This window comes from Sphingomicrobium sediminis (assembly GCF_023805295.1).
GTDB lineage: Bacteria > Pseudomonadota > Alphaproteobacteria > Sphingomonadales > Sphingomonadaceae > Sphingomicrobium > Sphingomicrobium sediminis.
Genome location: NZ_JAMSHT010000001.1, coordinates 549319 through 565955, shown reverse-complemented (window position 1 = coordinate 565955; position 16637 = coordinate 549319). Strand labels below are relative to the sequence as shown.

Here is a 16637-nt window from a genome sequence, read left to right as displayed (position 1 = left end):
GCCAACCGGGGCGGGCGACTTATCCACAACTAATTTTAGGTTTTGCGCCGGTAGGTTAGATCATAACCGGTGGTGTAGGTCATGCCATGATCGCTGCTGATTTCACCCAGCTGGCGCACGCTGCCATCCGCATTGCGGAAATAGGTCATCCGCACGAAGCGGTGCTGTCCGGGGCCAGCATAATTCGCCCACCAGCCCGTCATGACCATGTTGCCCTCCGCGTCCGGACCGCCGACGAAATCGACGGTCTCGCCACTGGAGCCGATCCAGCGCTGGTGCCAGCGACCATCGTCACGAAGGCTGTTGAGGCTGCCACCCCCGGTTCGACCCAAAGGCATCCAATTTTCGCGCACCGCACAGCCATCATAGAGCTTTTCGATCACGCTGTCGGCGACCTTGCGGTCGGGGTCGTTGGTTGGGAAGACATCCCATTCGCCGACCCAATAGTCGAGCTGGGCATGGGCTTCGCTGGCGCAAGGCGGCGGTGGTGGTGACGGTTGGGCATCCTGGATCATCATCAATCCCGCAATCAGCCACATCTCTCGTCTCCCGCTCTAAAGTTTGAGGCCCGGTCCCAACTTGCCATCGTGAAGGCGGATCACGCGGTCCATGCGCGCCGCCAGCGCCTCGTTATGCGTTGCCACCAGTGCGGCCGACCCCTCGGCACGCACCAACTCCATGAAGGCACCGAAGACGCGCTCGCTGGTCGCCTCGTCGAGATTGCCCGTGGGCTCGTCGGCAAGAATGAGCGGCGGACGATTGGCGAGCGCGCGTGCTACGGCGACGCGCTGCTGCTCGCCGCCCGACAATTTGGACGGACGATGGTCCAGACGCTCGGCAAGGCCTAACCGCGACAGCAATTCGCGGGCACGATCGTCGGCATCTTCGCGATCCGCGCCATGGATGAGCTGCGGCAGGACGACATTTTCTAACGCATCGAAGTCGGGCAGGAGATGGTGGAACTGATAGACGAAGCCCAATGCATCGCGGCGCAGCTCGGTACGCTGGCCCGCATTCATGTGCGAGGCTTCCTGGCCGTTGATGCGGATCGAGCCCTGGAAGCCGCCCTCGAGCAGGCCAACCGCCTGCAACAAGGTCGACTTACCCGCGCCCGACGGTCCCAACAGGCCGACAATCTCGCCCGGCTGGATCGTGAGATCGACACCGCGCAACACCTCGATGGTGACATGGCCCTGCGTGAAGCTTCGGCGCAGGTCCTTGGTTTCAAGAACCGGCTCACTCATAGCGCAGCACCTCCACCGGATCGGTTGCTGCGGCTTTGCGCGCCGGAAACAGGGTCGCAATGAACACGAGGATTAAGGTGACGAGAACGATGGCTGCCACCTCGAACGGGTCGGTCTTGGAAGGCAATTCGGACAGGAAGCGGACCGACGGGTCCCACAAATCCTGCCCCGAGGCTGCCTGGATGAGATCGACTACGCCCTGGCGGAAGAAAAGGAAGGTCGCTCCCAATGCAAGCCCGATCAGGATGCCGACCAGCCCGATCGTCAGACCCACTGCCATGAAGATGCGTGTCATCCCCGCCCGGCTCGCGCCCATGGTGCGCAGGATCGCAATGTCGCGTCGTTTCGCCCGAACCAGCATGATCAGCGAACTGGCGATGTTGAAGGCGGCGACCAGGATGATGATGCACAAGACGATGAACATCGCCACGCGCTCCACCTCGAGCGCTTCGAACAGCGCCGAATTCATCTGTCGCCAGTCGACGATCACCCCGCTGCGGCTGACTTGCGGCGCGAGCGGGGCCAACAGGCGGCCGACGCGATCGGGATCGGTGACTTCCAGTTCGACCGTCGTCACCATGTCGCCCAGCATGAGCAGGGTCTGCGCATCCTCGACCGGCATGACCACGAACGCCTTGTCATAATCGTAGACGCCGACTTCGAAAATGGCGGACACACGGTAGGAGACGATGCGCGGCAAGGTGCCGACGGGTGTAGAGCGCCCTTCGGGGCTGATCAGCGACACCTCGCTGCCGACCCGCGCGCCGAGACTCTCGGCGAGCCGCGCGCCCAGCGCGATATTGCCCGACCCGACGCGCACGTCACTGAGCCGACCTGCGGTAATATTCTCGCTGATGAGCGGATTGCCGGTAATGTCCTCGACCCGAAGGCCGCGCAGCAAGATACCTTCGACCCGTCCGTTGGAAGAGGCCATGAGCGGCTGCTCGATCATCGGCGTCGCCTCGGTCACACCTTCGGTTGCGATGGCGAGGTCGACGACATTCTCCCAGTCTTCGAGCTGGCCGTTATAGCCCTGCACCACCGCATGGCCGTTGAGGCCCACGATGCGGTCGAACAGGTCGGCGCGGAAACCGTTCATGACGCTCATGACGACAATTAGCGCCGCCACGCCGAGCGCCACCGCGCCAACCGAGAAACCGGCGACGACGAAGATGAAGCCCTCGCCCTTGTGGGGAAGGAGGTAGCGCCGAGCGATCATTCGCTCATGGGCAGAAAGGATCATGCGGTCAGCTTGGCCAGCGCGGCTTCGGGGGTCAATTCCTCGCGTTCCCCTGTCCGTCGATTTTTGACTTCCACGACGCCATTCTTGAGACCACGCGGGCCAATGATGATCTGCCATGGCAGACCCATCAAATCCATGCCGCCAAGCTTCACGCCGCCGCGCTCGTCTCGATCGTCGTAGAGCGTTTCGATGCCCGCGGCCTTGAGCTTGGCATAGAGGTCCTCGGCTGCCGCGACAGTCGCCTCGTCATCGGCGCGCATCGTGACGATCCCGACCTTCCACGGTGCGACCGCTTCGGGCCAGACGATGCCATTGTCGTCGTGGCTGGCTTCGATGATCGCACCGACCAGGCGCGACACGCCGACGCCATAGCTGCCCATCATCGGCGTGATGTCGCCATCGGGGCCGGAGACCTTGAGACCCATGGCCTTCGAATATTTGTCGCCGAAATAAAAGATATGCCCGACCTCGATCCCGCGACCGGTGCGCTGGCGCTCCGCCGGGACATCGGCCCAAAGGTCTTCCTCATGGGTCTCGTCGGTGCGCGCATAGACGCCGGTCGCTTCCTTGAAGAGCGCCTCCAACGCATCGGCATCGTCATAGCTCAGCCCGTCACGTTCGAAATCGATCTCCTCGACCGCCGCATCGTAGAAGAGCTCGCTTTCGCCATTGGGCGCGAGGACGAGAAATTCGTGACTTAGCTTGCCCCCGATGGGACCGCTATCGGCCTGCATCGGCACCGCCTTGATCCCCATGCGGCCGAAAGTGCGCAGGTAAGCGAGCAGCTGGCGATAATAGCTGAGGCGCGCGCCGGCCTCGTCGAGGTCGAAGCTGTAGGCGTCCTTCATGAGGAATTCGCGGCCGCGCATCACGCCAAAACGCGGGCGGCGTTCGTCGCGGAACTTCCACTGGATGTGGTAGAGCATGCGCGGCAGGTCGCGATAACTGTTCACGTCATCACGGAAGAGCGCGGTGATCATGTCCTCATTGGTCGGGCCGTAGAGCATCTCGCGGTCGTGCCGATCGGTGATGCGCAGCATCTCGGGGCCGTAGGCGTCGTAGCGCCCGCTTTCGCGCCACAAGTCGGCCGACTGGATGGTCGGCATCAGCATTTCCTGGCCGACGCGGTCCTGCTCCTCGCGCACGATCTGCTCGACCTTACGAAGCACACGCTGGCCGAGCGGCAGCCAGGCATAGATGCCGGCGGCGGTCTGGCGCACGAGCCCGGCCTGCAGCATCAGCTTGTGGCTGGCAATTTCTGCCCCAGAGGGGCTTTCCTTGAGGACGGGGAGAAAGGAGCGGGAAAGGCGCACGGTTTTATGCTTTCGATCGAAAAGGCGTTTGCCACGCTCTAGGGACGCGCGCGCACCATTTCAATCGCCAAGGCAGCGTGGCGCGCTTGCAACAACATGCCGCAAAAAGCGCGGGGGAATGATGTTTGGGGGTGACAGGAGTGCCGCGAAGGGCTTAGCCAAACGCCTGTCCGATCCGAACTCGCTCTTCGTTTCGGCTATCGGGGGCTGACGAGCAATCGTCACGCAAGGACGCCCGGGCACCTCCACTGCCCGGGCGTTTTTTCTTGCCTATTCCTCTATCCGCTCGCCCATCAGTTCGGCTCCGCCCTGCAAGATCTTCACGGTCTTGGCTTTGCCATCCTCGACATCGAAGACAAGCCGCGCCCCAACCGCGTCGGCGGTCGCCTCGGTTGCGGACGTCGGCACGAACGGCACCGGCCCCTGCCCTTCGAGTTGACCGGTCATCTCGCCATCGGCGTTTTGGGCAACGGTGAAGATGCCGATAGGGAAGCGATAGCGGCCAACCCAGGCTTCGCGCTCGGCATCGCTCAGCACATAGGCTTCGGGGCCCTCGGGCACATCGCCGGTGCGCAGCAGGATCTTCGCACCTTCGCCATCATGCCATTCGAGCGTCTTGCGCGCTGCGCGATCGCTCGACAGCCGGAACCATGCGACACTCGCCGAGGGATCGCGGAAATAGATACCATCGCCAGCCGCCTTGAATTGCAGCGGGCGTCCGGACGCGGTCACGAGGACAGGCTTGTCATCTTCAATCTTGAGGATGACCTCGTCTTCCTCGTCCCACGCATAGACACCCGTCCAGCCCTCAAGCTCGGCAGCATCGAATTCCACTTCGTCATACATGGCGAATGGTTCGCCCAGCGCGAGTGCGGCGAGCCGCGCCGATGCGATGGACGGCCGCGTGACGGCTGCGTCGCTATTGGCGAAGACGGCGATGAACAGGTCTTCGCCGGGATAATAGGTGCTGGCCGTGTTGAAGCCGAAAATGCCGCCGCCATGGCCGATGCCGTCGCGACCCAGCAGGTCGTCTTCGGCCAGCGCATAGCCGTAATTTTCGGTCTCCCCGTCATAGGTGCGTGTCCAGGTGGTCATTCGGGCGAGCCCGGCCTCGCTGACGATGCGACCATCGAACAAGGCGTCATACCACTTCGCCAACGCCTCGACATCGCCGATCAGCGCGCCTGCCGCGTGCGGAATGGTCGGGGAGAAATCGCGTGCCGGCTCGACCCCATCGCCGCCGCGGGTATAGCCGTTGGCGAGCAGGTCGGCGCCATCTTCGCTGTAGAGAATGTCGTTGATCCCCGCGGGCTCTAGCAGGCGGGTGCGAATGGCTTCGTGCCAGGGCTGACCGGTGACTGCTTCGATCACCGCACCGACCAGCACATAGCCGCTATTATTGTAGCTCCAGGTCTCGCCGGGCCGCGAAACCGGGTCGAGCCCCGAAAATTCGGCAATCAACTCAGCAGTTGTCAGATCCTGCGAGGTATTTTTGGGGTTCATCATCCAGCCCGGGATCGACGTATAGCTCTGCACACCCGACGTGTGATTGAGCAGCTGGTGGACCGTGATCAAATCGCCGCCCGGATAGTCGGGCAGGAACTTTGACAGCGGGTCGGTGTAGGACAGCGCCCCCTCTTCCACGAGCTTGACGATCATCGCGGCCGAGAATTGCTTGGTGATCGACCCGATCCAATGCTTGCTGTCGCCAGTGAGCGGCGTGCCAGCCTCCATGTCGGCCATGCCCGCAGCGCCCTTGAACACGATCTCGCCGTCATCGACGATGATCGCGCTGACGCCGGGCCCGTCCGCGGGATAAGCACGGTCGAGATATGCCTGTGCTGCGGCGGCCGTATTGGGTGCGGGCTGCGTCGCCAGCAGGCTCGCGGCAAGTACTGAAATGAAGCTCATAAACTTCCCCCATCAAAGTGTATTGTCCGAATAGCACAGCTAAGGTGTCTTGTCTCACCCTTCCAGTCGCTTGTTCCCATTCACCGACCAATGACGCTCCCGCTTCGATAAACGGGAATGAAAACCGAATGTTGGGCACAAAGCCCCGCTAAACAGTCGTTTATCGTTGGTTATTATCATGGATGTTGATAGAATGAACGTTCCGGGTAACCATTAAGGGGGAAACCATGGCCAAGGACAAGAAGAGCCGGTTCGTCATTAAGGTTGGCGAGACCTATTATCTCACCACCGGCAAGATGCTCATCTACAATATGGACGAGGCTATTGCCGCCGACGACATGAAGAAGGTCAAGGGTGTCGAAGACATGCGCAAGGCCTATCAGGAAGAGCATGACAAGCCGCACACCTACTATCACGCCGTCGATTTCTCCGAAGTCGAGTTCAAGGGCATCAATACGGACCAGGTTCCCTAAGCCCTCAAGGCGGCAATGAATTTTCCAAGTGACGGGCAGCGCGCGGCTCCGGCCGCGGCGCTGTTCGATGCTGCGTGGACGGCGGCCAAGGCGGCAGGCGTCACGCGGCTCGCCGACATTACGAGGCTCGACAGGATCGGGCTGCCCGTCTGGCAGGCCGTCCGGCCGATGTCGCGCGCGCTGTCGGTGCATCAGGGCAAGGGCGCAGACCAAGACACGGCCAAACTCGGCGCGCTTTTGGAAGCCGTCGAGAGCGACGCCGCAGAGCGGTTCGAGGCCGAGGGTCCGGAAGCGAGTTGGAACGACCTTCCGGCAGACGAACGCCCCGACCATATCGCAGACCTCGCGCGGCATCGCGACCGAACGCCGCCAGCGGACACAACACACCAATGGATCGCCGCGACCCGCGTGGACGGCAGCAGGCTGCATGTGCCGCTGGCTAGCGCCTCGCTCGATTTCACCCGCTTTGCCGACAGCCCCTTCGAGCGCGCCAGCGCCGGGCTGGCCACTGGCTCCACACGTGAAGAGGCGCAGCGCACGGCGCTCCACGAACTGATCGAACGCGACGCGGTATCTGCCTTTCATGCCGCTGACATGTTCGAGCGGCTGGAATGCGAGCTGGACGAAAGAACGATCCCGTTCGGCTGGTTCGCCGCATTGCACGGCCGCGTCCGGGAGGCTGGCGCAGCGCTTCGCCTCTTCGTTTTGCCATCCCTGACCGCAACTCCGGTCATCGGTGCGGGCGTCAGCGATGCGACCAAGGGAGCCCGACCCTATGCGGGCTCGGTCGGATATGCGGCGCATCCGGACCCGGAACTCGCTCTATTCCAAGCCATATCCGAGGCGCTACAAAGCCGCCTCACTTTCATCGCCGGTGCGCGCGACGATTGCTGGCCGTGGCTCTACACGGAAGAACGTCGCGGGATCATGGCGACCCTGGCTCCGCCGCCAGCCCCCATGATCGACCCCCTGCCCTTTGACAGCATCGAACCGGGTGATCGCGACGTCGAAAGGCTCGTCGAAAAACTTGCGGCCCGAGGCTTCGATGAGACTGCGTTTCTCGACATCGCGCAGACGGGCCCCTTCCACATCGTCCGCGCCTTCTGCCCGGGGCTTGGCTCGCTCGGAAAGGAGCGGCGCGCATGATTGTTTTCGCCGGCCCGTCCTTGCCACTCGACCTTCGCGACCGCTGGCGCGGCATCGACTGGCGAGCACCGGCCGAAGCGGGTGATTTTCTCGCCTTGGTCGACGAGGCGCCCGCCAAAGTCCTGCTGCTGGACGGCTATTTCGAGGAACGCGCCGCCGTCATGCACAAGGAGGCGCTGTCGCTGATGGCCGCCGGCACCCGGCTCTATGGCGCATCGAGCATGGGCGCGTTGCGCGCCGCCGAACTGCATGAATTCGGTATGACGGGCATCGGCTCGATCTTCGACGCCTATCGCTCCGGCTTGCTTGTCGGCGACGACGAAGTCGCGCTCGTCCACGGCGATGCGCGGATCGGCTGGAAAGCGGTGAGTGTGCCGATGGTCGATGTGCGCGCCACCCTCGTCGCGGCGGTGCGCGCTGGCATCATCGAACCGGCTACTGCCCGCATCCTGCGAAAGCGCTGGCACGACATCTATTATGTTGATCGCGAATGGCCGCCGATGATCGACGCGGCAGAAGGCATTGCGAGCCGCGAAACGCTGGGAGCGATCGCAGGCATGCATGTCGAGCTCAAAGAGGCAGATGCGATCCACGCCATGGACGTCGCTCTATCGGACGAGGCGCCAGCCATGCCGATCGACGTTCCCCAGACGGACTTTCTGGAAGCCTTGCGCCGCAGGCCTACAGTTTGAGCGCGTCGGCCACCAGTTCGAAAATCGGATCGCCGGCATCGTCCTCGAACGGATTGTGGAACTTAACCCACTCGAAGACTTCCTTGTCATCGGGCGGGATGGGACGATGCCAATTTTTGTGGACCCGGTCCTTCCAACGCTGCATCGCTTTTTCTCCCTTCTTGGGACTGCGATGGGTCGTCGTCACAGCAACACATAGCTGCGACCAGATCGAGGCATCGGTAATTTGCACGAAATGAGCGTGGGCGGTCTCGAGGTCACCCTCGAGCCACGCCAATCGCCCAAGGTCTTCGTGATTGGCATCGTCGGTCTGCGGCTGGATGCCATAGGCCTGTTCGAACAATTCGCGCGCTTGCTTGAAGTCGCCGAGATAGGTCATTCCCGTAGCGACCTCATTGAGGCGCACGGGATTATAGGGGTTGCGCTCAAGCGCCTGCAGGAAACAGCTGCGCGCCTGGTCGAACTCCTCATGATAGAGGTGGCAAAAGCCCAAGACCGTATAGGCATGGACATGGCTACGATCTGCTGCGAGGCCCGCCTTGGCAAGTTCCAGCGCGCGGCCGCGTTCGACCGCTCCTGACGATCCGAAGGCGGTATAGCCGTAATCGATATTATAGAGCCGCACGAGCGGGGGATAAGCGAGCGCGAAGTCAGGCTTAGCCGCAACGATAGCCTCGAGTTCACGCGCCGCCTCTTGCGCCTCGATCCTGTCCTGCGCGTTGAGGCTGCGACGCTTGGCGACCATGTAGCGGTCGAACAAGGTATCGCCGGCGGCCGCGGCACCAATCGAGATGTCTTGGTCGAGCGCCGGAAAGGCAGCACCGACAATCTTGCGCATGATCGCTTCGATCCCCGAGCCCAGCTGGTCGCTGTCGAGCTGGTGCGTCTCGCCCCACACGATTGCGCCATCGCCGAGCCGCTGCAGGCGGGTCATCAGGCGAAAGCCCTTGCCCTGCGGAAGGAAGCGCGCGTCGAGGCGATAGTCGCGCGACCCGTCGCCGCGCACGTCACCATCCCCGTCGATCACCTCGATCTCGCGAAAGCGCGACAGGCCGAGGAGAATTTCCTCGCGAATAGCGATGACGAAGTTGGAGGCACCTTGCTCAAGCGCGCTGACATCGAAATCGGCGACGAGTATGCGCGGCGGGCTGCCGGTCCCACCCGACTGCTTGGGCGCACTGGTCGGGGTAGCCGAGGGCGCCTCGCCGACCGGCGCGACGGCCTCAATCGGCGCGATCAGTCGATAGCCGCGACCATAGACGCTCTCGATATATTTAGGCTGTTTGGAATCGTCCCCCATCGCCCGGCGCAATTCGCGGATCACGGTCGTGAGCGCCGATTCCGAAACGGAAATGTCCTTCCAGACCGTGTCGAACAATGCGTCCTTGGTCATCAGCCGCCCGCCTTCATCGGCAAGCGTCAACAGCACCATGAACGCCTTGTGGCCGATGCGGACGGGACCATGCGGACCGATGAGGCGCTCGTCATGCCGGTCGAGGTGAAAGTCACCCACCGACAGATGCGCAGGCTTGGCCCCGCTTTGCTGATCCCCCTGATTCGACACACTTCACCTTAGCGAACCGCGCAAATACTGGAAAGATTCTGAGTCAGAATATTTTGACGCCCGCGCAAAGATGTCCCGCCGGCCATGCCCTACACCTTCAATCATCGAGGTACGAAAGAAGGGGAAGCGTGATGTTCGAGAATGGAAAGCGGTCGGACAAGCTTGCATTGTTCCAGCAGTTCACCTCGCCGCCCAAGAAGCCCGGGAATGACCGAATTCTCGACATGACCGACCAGAAGGTCAGCGGCATGCTCGCCCACGCAGCGATGCGCGACATGACCAAGGATGTGGCCCGCGACCTCCTCTTTGCCGAATGTTTCGTCGAGACCGAGCGGCTCATGCTTCGCCCGATGCGAATTGAAGATTTCAACGACTATGCCGCGATGATGGGCGCTGCAGACGCGTTCGAATTCTCCGATCGCGGCCCGCTGACCCGCGACGAGGCCTACACCCGCCTGCTGCGCCAGGTCGGGCATTGGACCCTCCTCGACTATGGCACGTTCGGCGTGTTCGAACGCTATAGCGGCGAATTTGTCGGCGAGGTCGGATATGGCGACTTCCAGCGCAATATGGGCGACGGCTTCGACGGCGTGCCCGAAGCCTGCTGGACGATCGCCGAAGCCTATCGCGGACAGGGCTATGCGCAGGAAGCCGCGCACGCCGCACTACAGTTTACCGAGGACCGCCTTATCGCATCGCGCACCGTCGCGCTGATCCACGAAGATAATGGTGCCTCGATCCATATTGCTCGCAAGCTTGGGTACAAGCCGTTCGGCGAACGGCAGTATCGGGGCTATCGGGCGATCCTCTTCGCGCGCCAGTTCTGAGGCGACCTCGAAATCCCCAGCTGATGGCTGGTGGTGCGAAGACAGGGGGTGGGGCAGGCACTCAGGGGGAGGCCTGCCCCATTTTCTTTGCCTGAATATCGTTTCGGCCCCGCGGTTGTGCATTGCAGCATGATCGGCTAGGGACGCCACCGAACATGGCATCCGCATGCGCCCAAAGCGCGTCGGATGCCTTTGATTTTCAGGAAGTTAGAATGAACGCAGCCCCCGAGAGCGCGAGCTTCGCGCCCCCCACGCGCATGTCCCAGTGGTTTGGCAATATTCGCGGCGATATCCTCGCCGGGATGGTCGTCGCGCTCGCGCTGATCCCCGAAGCGATCGGTTTCTCGATCATCGCGGGCGTCGATCCGAGCGTCGGGCTCTACGCGTCGGTCGCCATTGCGCTGGTCATCGCCTTTACCGGCGGGCGCCCGGGCATGATCTCGGCCGCCACCGCCGCAGTTGCGGTCGTGGTCGTGCCGTTGGTCCGCGATCATGGCGTTCAATATCTCTTTGCCGCTACGATCCTGATGGGCCTGATCCAGGGCCTCGCCGCTGTGCTGCGCCTGCACCTCCTGATGCAGTTCGTCTCGCGTTCGGTCATCACCGGCTTCGTCAACGCGCTCGCCATCCTCATTTTCATGGCGCAGATCCCACAGCTCGTGAACGTCGGCTGGGAGACCTATGCAATGGTCGCTGCCGGCCTTGCGATCATCTACCTCTTCCCGCGCCTCACCAAGGCGGTCCCCTCACCGCTCGTCGCGATCCTCGTCCTCTCGGCTTTCGCCATCTATTTCGGTATTCCGGTCAACACCGTCGCAGACATGGGCGAGCTGCCAGACGGCCTGCCCTTCTTTGCGCTGCCCGACGTGCCGCTGACCTGGGAAACGCTGCAGATCATCCTGCCCTATTCGATCACCATGGCTGCCGTCGGCCTCTTGGAATCGCTGCTGACCGCGCAGATCGTCGACGATCTCACCCACACCGACAGCAACAAGCAGCGCGAAAGCGCTGGCCAGGGCATCGCCAATATCGTCGCTGCCTGCTTCGGCGGCATGGGCGGCTGCGCGATGATCGGCCAGTCGGTCATCAACGTCACCAGCGGCGGTCGCGGCCGCCTGTCGAGCCTTGCGGCCGGCCTGTTCCTGCTGCTGCTGCTCGCCGTCCTCGGCCCGTGGGTCGGGCGCGTGCCGATGCCGGCATTGGTCGCCGTCATGATCATGGTGTCGATCGCGACCTTCAGCTGGAACTCCATCACCAACTTGAAGCGCCACCCGAAGACGAGCTCGGCGGTCATGCTCACCACCGTCGCCGTCGTCGTCGCGACGCATGACCTCGCGCTCGGCGTGCTGGCCGGTGTGCTCCTGTCGGGCATCTTCTTTGCCGAGAAGGTGCGCCGCATGTTCACCGTCACCCGCGACCGCGAGGCCGACCGGGCGGTCTATTACGTGCGCGGCGAAATCTTCTTCGCCTCGGTCGACCGCTTCGTGCGCCAGCTGGGCCCCGAAAGCGTCTATGAGGACGCCGCCGACGATGTCGTCATCGACGTTTCCAAGGCGCATTTCTGGGATATTTCGGCCATCGGCGCGCTTGACAAGGTCGTCGACCGGATGCGCCGCAACGGGCGTCACGTGAAGATTGTCGGCATCAACCGCGCCAGCGCCGACCTCGTCGACAAGTTCGCGCTCGAGGACCGAATGGGCCTCGAACTAGGCCTCGCTCCGCATTGATCCGAACGGGCCGTTGAGCTGCACGATCTTCCAGTTGAGGATGGTCGCGAAGCTGACCCAGACGAGATAGGGCACGATCATCCAGCTGGCCGCGACCGAAAAGTCGCGCAGCATGATCGTGAGCGCCAGCACGCTCGCCCAAAGGAAGGGCACTTCGATCAGCGCCCAATCGGGCCGCTTCACGGTGAAGAAGAGCGGCGACCACAGGAAGTGGAAGACACCGTTGGCGATGTAGAGCGCGAGGATGAGTGTGCGGTCGGCATCGCTATCGGCCCCGCGCCAGCTCAGCACGAACGCCCATGCGCCAAGTCCCAGGATGATCGTCCAGGCCGGCCCGAACAGCCAGTCGGGCGGCTGCCAGCTCGGTTTCTTGAGCTCGTAATACCATGTGCCGATCGTCGTCAGCAGGCCCCCACCTACCGCGAGGATGAGAGCCCAGGCTATGGCAAAGATGACTTCGAACGACATGGGGGTCAGGCCTCCAGGTCGCTGACGAACGTCTTGGTCCAATGCTGGATATTCTCGTCGCGCACCGTCTTGATCAGGGCCTCGTAGCGGCGCTTGCGCTCTTCGAGCGGCATGTCGAGCGCGGTGTGGATGGCGCGGGCGAGATCGTCGGGGCTGTGCGGATTGACCAGCACCGCCTCGTCCATCTGCTGCGCCGCCCCGGCAAAGCGCGAGAGGACCAGCACACCGGGATCCTCGGGGTCCTGCACCGCGATATATTCCTTGGCGACGAGGTTCATCCCGTCGCGTAGCGGGGTCACCAGCGCGATCTTCGATGCACGATAGAAACCGCACAATTCCGCCAATGAATAGCCGCGATTGACGTAGCGGATGGGGGCAATGTCGAACTCGCTGCGCGCGCCGTTAATCTGGCCCGTCTTCTGCTCGAGCATGTTGCGAATGTCCTGATAGCTATCGACATCCTCGCGGCTCGTCGGCGCGATCTGGATATAGACGAGGTCGCGCACCCGGTCGGGATAGGTGTCGAAAAAGCGGCCGATCCCGTCGATCCGCTCGGGCAGCCCCTTGGAATAATCGAGCCGGTCGACGCCGATCGCTGCGGTGCGCCCGCGCGCGCTGTCGCGCAGCCGCTCCTCGGCCTCACGCGCAGCTTCGGTATTGGCCTGCGCCGTCACGTGATCGAAGTCGATCCCGATCGGATAGGCCCGCGCCAGCGTCTCGTGGCCTTCGAAAGAAATGCGCCCGCTGGCCTCGTCGACCTCGGCGCCCAATTCCTTGCGGCAATAATGGAGGAAGCTTTCGAGCCACGTCTCGGTTTGGAAGCCGATCAAATCGTAGGCGAGCATCGTGCGTACCAGCCGCTCATGGAAAGGCAGGGAGACGAACAGGTTTGTCGGCGGCCACGGCGTGTGCAGGAAAAAGCCGATGCGATTGTCGATCCCTCGCGCCCGCAGCCGCTCGCCCAGGGGAAGCAGGTGATAATCATGCACCCAGACGAGGTCGCCATCCTCGATCAGCGGCCCGACACTGCCCGCCAGCCGCTCGTTGACGCGCTCATAACCCATGCCGGTCTGGCGCTCATATTCGGTGAGGTCGAGGCGATAGTGGAAGAGCGGCCAGAGCGTGGAATTGGCATAGCCGTTATAATATTCCTCGACGTCCTGCTCGGGCAGGTCGATCGTCGCCGTCGTGACGCCGTCATGGCGCTGCAGGTCGATCTGGCCGGTAAACTCCTCGCAGGCCGCACCCGACCAGCCGAACCAGATGCCGCCATGTTCCTTCAATGCCGAGTTGAGCGCGCCGGCGAGCCCGCCCTGCGCTCCGGCCACGCCGCGCGCCTTGGGGACTGCAACCCGGTTCGAGATGACGACGATGCGCGCTATCGGACATTCCTCCATGGCTTCGACAAGAGAACGGCACCGTTGATGATGCCGACCAGCGAATAGGTCTGCGGGAAATTGCCCCAAAGCTCGCCGGTTTCGAAATCCAAATCTTCCGACAACATGCCCGACGCCGTGCGATGACCCAACATGGTCGTGAACAATGCACGCGCCTCTTGATCGCGTCCCGACAGGACAAGTGCCTCGATCAGCCAGAAGGTGCAGACGTTGAATGCGGTCTCGGGCAAGCCGAAATCATCCTCGCTGGCATAGCGGAGCATATGCTCACCGCGGCGCAGATTCTTCTCGACCGCCTCGAAGGTCTGCAGGAAGCGCTCGTCATCGGGCTCAAGGAAGCGCAGTTCGACCATCTGCAGCAGGCTGGCATCGAGATAGTCGCTCTCGAAGCTCGCGCCGTAATGGCCGCCCTCGCCAGTCTCGACCCAGGCTTCCGCATCGATCTTGGCGCGGATCGCGTCGGCGCGCTCGGTCCAAAGCTGCTCGCGGTCCGTTTTCCCGAGGTGCCGCGCCACATTGGCCAGCCGGTCGCACGCCGCCCAGCACATGACCGCGCTATAGGTATGCACCTCCTGCCGGGTGCGGAATTCCCAAAGGCCAGCATCGGGCTGATCATGCATCGCCCAAGCTTGCTTGCCGACCGCTTCCAGATGCGCGAAATCCTCTTCGCCGCTGATGCGGAACAGGCGCTCGTCGAAATAGGCCTGCGTGTTGGGCAGCACGATCTGGCCGTAACAGTCGTGCTGAACCTGCTTGTAGGCAGCATTGCCGATCCGGACCGGTCCCATGCCGCGATACCCCGCAAGGGCCTCGGCCTCCTCCTCGGTCAACTCGCCGTCGCCCATGACCGAATAAAGCGGCTGGATCTGTCCGCCCTTCGCGGCGTCTACGATATTGCGCAGGAAACCGAGATATTTCTCGAGCACATCGAGCGCGCCCAATCTATTGAGCGCCTGCACCGTGTAATAGGAATCGCGGATCCAGCAGTAACGATAGTCCCAATTGCGCCCGCTATCGGCGGATTCCGGGATCGAAGTCGTCAGCGCCGCGACGATCGCACCGGTTTCCTCATGCTGGCAGAGCTTGAGCGCGATGGCGGCACGGATGACCGCCTCCTGCCATTCGAGCGGAATGTGCAGCCCGCGCACCCACGTCTTCCAATATTTGGCGGTCTTTTCCTCCATGCGCCGCAATTCGGTGCGCAGATTGCCGACGAAGGGCTCATCGGGACCGAGGAAGAAATGCTGGTCGCTCTCGACACGGTAGGAACGCTCTTCGAGCAAATAGCCGATGGGCGCATCGGTGCTGAGCCGCATCGCATTATCGCCGAGCTTGTAGCGGACATGGTTGGTCCCGCTCGTTGTCTCCGCCTTATGGGCACCATGACCATAAAGCGGATGCAGCTTCATCTTGAGCCGCGGCGCCCCCGCGACGGCGCGAACGATGCGCACATAGGCGACCGGGCGGTACATCCGCCCCGAACCTTCGAACCGGGGACAGAAGTCGCGGATTTCAACGGCGCCGCCATCTTCGTCCTCCAGCCGGGTCACGAGGATCGGCGTATTGCGTTCATAATGCTGGGTTGCCGAGACCTGCTTTTCGAGCTCGAAGCGCCAGACGCCTTCGTCTCTATCCTCGCCATTGAGCAGCGAGCAGAAGGTCGGATCGCCATCGACCCGCGGGATACAGCCCCAGACGAGCCCGCCATCCCGGTCGATCAAACCGCTCACCTGGCAATTGCCGATCGGCGACAATTCGAGGTCGGCCTTGCTGCCCACGCTCATCGTTCCAGCCATGCGTACAATTCTTCCACCCCGTCCAATCGATAGCGGGCCGAGCTGCTGCGCGGCGCGCCGATGAGAATGCCTGCACCCCCCATATCGGATGCGACCGAGAAGCCGTCCTCGTCGGTAACATCATCGCCGACGAAAATGGGCATCGCTCCTTGGAACGGGGGTGCGTCCATGAAAGTTGCGAGGGCCCTTCCCTTGTGGATGCCCGGCCAGACAAGCTCGACGATGCATTTGCCAAACTTCACCGCCATCCCCGCCTCCTCTGCCGCTTCCTGCGCGGACGCCAAAGCCTGTGGCTCGGCGTCGGGATTCTGGCGATAATGGAGCGCGGCGCCATGCGGCTTGGTCTCCAGCATGAGGCCGTGCCTGTCCGCCGCCTCCCGAAGATAGTCTAGCGTCGCTGTTGGCAGCCCTTTGGCTTCCTCGCCAAGCCGCTCTCCGGTGGCATCGAAGATATCCGCGCCGTGCGAGCCGGCAACGGCGATACCGGAAAGATCGAGGTGCGACGTGATGTCCTCGCGCGCTCGCCCCGTCACCACGGCGAGCCGACCCTCCAGCTGTCGCGACAAGGCGCGCAATTGCATGGACAGCCCTTCGCGCACGACGATGCGATCGGGCGCATCGGCAATCTCGACCAGCGTGCCATCGAAATCGAGAAAGAGTGCAGCGCCCCCGGCCCGAAGCGAGGCGAAAGACGGCGGCGCGTCGAGACGACTGGCAGTGGCCATGCGCCAACGCCTAGCAACCATGTGCGGCGCGGTCCAATCGTCACGATGTGAAATATGGATTGTCTTGACCGAGCATAGGCAATGACGCGCTACGATTTCGCGTATCGCGGT

15 protein-coding genes are annotated in these 16637 nt (G+C 62.8%); 5 read left to right on the top strand and 10 right to left on the bottom strand.

Annotation, left to right across the window (positions count from 1 at the left end):
• Positions 1–35: 35 nt before the first annotated feature.
• The 5 genes from NDO55_RS02740 to NDO55_RS02720 all read right to left on the bottom strand — a co-directional run bounded on the left by NDO55_RS02740 (position 36) and on the right by NDO55_RS02720 (position 5711).
• Positions 36–539: a hypothetical protein gene (locus NDO55_RS02740; protein ID WP_252112190.1), complete on the bottom strand. Its 504-nt coding sequence runs from the start codon at positions 537–539 to the stop codon at positions 36–38.
• A gap of 15 nt (positions 540–554) precedes the next feature.
• Positions 555–1244, bottom strand: coding sequence for an ABC transporter ATP-binding protein (locus NDO55_RS02735; protein WP_252112188.1), 690 nt, complete (start codon positions 1242–1244; stop codon positions 555–557).
• Entirely contained in the window at positions 1237–2487 is a 1251-nt protein-coding gene (locus NDO55_RS02730) for a lipoprotein-releasing ABC transporter permease subunit (protein ID WP_252112186.1), read from the bottom strand. Before NDO55_RS02730 ends, NDO55_RS02735 begins: the two co-directional genes overlap by 8 nt.
• Entirely contained in the window at positions 2484–3800 is a 1317-nt protein-coding gene (gene proS / locus NDO55_RS02725) for a proline--tRNA ligase (protein ID WP_252112184.1), read from the bottom strand. Before proS ends, NDO55_RS02730 begins: the two co-directional genes overlap by 4 nt.
• 270 nt (positions 3801–4070) lie before the next feature.
• Positions 4071–5711 (bottom strand): serine hydrolase domain-containing protein, encoded by a 1641-nt coding sequence (locus NDO55_RS02720; protein ID WP_252112182.1) that lies wholly within the window; start codon positions 5709–5711, stop codon positions 4071–4073.
• A 227-nt stretch (positions 5712–5938) separates the two neighbouring features.
• Here NDO55_RS02720 and NDO55_RS02715 point away from each other — a divergent pair, with 227 nt between their 5' ends.
• The 3 genes from NDO55_RS02715 to NDO55_RS02705 are packed head-to-tail and all read left to right on the top strand — an operon-like array spanning position 5939 to position 8022.
• Positions 5939–6184: a hypothetical protein gene (locus NDO55_RS02715; RefSeq protein WP_252112180.1), complete on the top strand. Its 246-nt coding sequence runs from the start codon at positions 5939–5941 to the stop codon at positions 6182–6184.
• 15 nt (positions 6185–6199) lie between these two features.
• On the top strand, positions 6200–7330 hold the full coding sequence (locus NDO55_RS02710) for a YcaO-like family protein (protein WP_252112178.1): 1131 nt from the start codon (positions 6200–6202) through the stop codon (positions 7328–7330).
• On the top strand, positions 7327–8022 hold the full coding sequence (locus tag NDO55_RS02705; RefSeq protein ID WP_252112176.1) for a TfuA domain-containing protein: 696 nt from the start codon (positions 7327–7329) through the stop codon (positions 8020–8022). The genes NDO55_RS02710 and NDO55_RS02705 overlap by 4 nt, the downstream gene beginning before the upstream one ends.
• On the opposite strand, the gene NDO55_RS02700 is transcribed toward NDO55_RS02705, so the two are convergent.
• Positions 8012–9586 (bottom strand): winged helix-turn-helix domain-containing protein, encoded by a 1575-nt coding sequence (locus NDO55_RS02700; protein WP_252112174.1) that lies wholly within the window; start codon positions 9584–9586, stop codon positions 8012–8014. The genes NDO55_RS02705 and NDO55_RS02700 overlap by 11 nt on opposite strands.
• A 131-nt stretch (positions 9587–9717) precedes the next feature.
• Here NDO55_RS02700 and NDO55_RS02695 point away from each other — a divergent pair, with 131 nt between their 5' ends.
• A complete protein-coding gene (locus NDO55_RS02695; protein ID WP_252112172.1) occupies positions 9718–10413 on the top strand; it encodes a GNAT family N-acetyltransferase in 696 nt (231 codons plus the stop codon).
• 257 nt (positions 10414–10670) lie between these two features.
• Positions 10671–12140 (top strand): SulP family inorganic anion transporter, encoded by a 1470-nt coding sequence (locus tag NDO55_RS02690; protein WP_252115504.1) that lies wholly within the window; start codon positions 10671–10673, stop codon positions 12138–12140.
• Here NDO55_RS02690 and NDO55_RS02685 read toward each other — a convergent pair.
• From NDO55_RS02685 to otsB, 4 genes are read right to left on the bottom strand one after another with little or no spacing between them, the layout of a single operon-like run.
• A complete protein-coding gene (locus NDO55_RS02685) occupies positions 12120–12608 on the bottom strand; it encodes a TspO/MBR family protein (RefSeq protein WP_252112170.1) in 489 nt (162 codons plus the stop codon). The two genes, NDO55_RS02690 and NDO55_RS02685, sit on opposite strands and share 21 nt — an antisense overlap.
• Before the next feature lie 5 nt (positions 12609–12613).
• Positions 12614–14005, bottom strand: a complete 1392-nt coding sequence (locus NDO55_RS02680; protein ID WP_252112168.1) for an alpha,alpha-trehalose-phosphate synthase (UDP-forming) — start codon at positions 14003–14005, stop codon at positions 12614–12616.
• Positions 13987–15801 carry a glycoside hydrolase family 15 protein gene (locus tag NDO55_RS02675; protein WP_252112166.1) on the bottom strand — a complete coding sequence of 605 codons (1815 nt, stop codon included), beginning with the start codon at positions 15799–15801 and terminating at the stop codon, positions 13987–13989. Before NDO55_RS02675 ends, NDO55_RS02680 begins: the two co-directional genes overlap by 19 nt.
• Positions 15786–16526 carry a trehalose-phosphatase gene (otsB, locus tag NDO55_RS02670; protein WP_252112164.1) on the bottom strand — a complete coding sequence of 247 codons (741 nt, stop codon included), beginning with the start codon at positions 16524–16526 and terminating at the stop codon, positions 15786–15788. The genes NDO55_RS02675 and otsB overlap by 16 nt, the downstream gene beginning before the upstream one ends.
• Between the last annotated feature and the right edge of the window lie 111 nt (positions 16527–16637).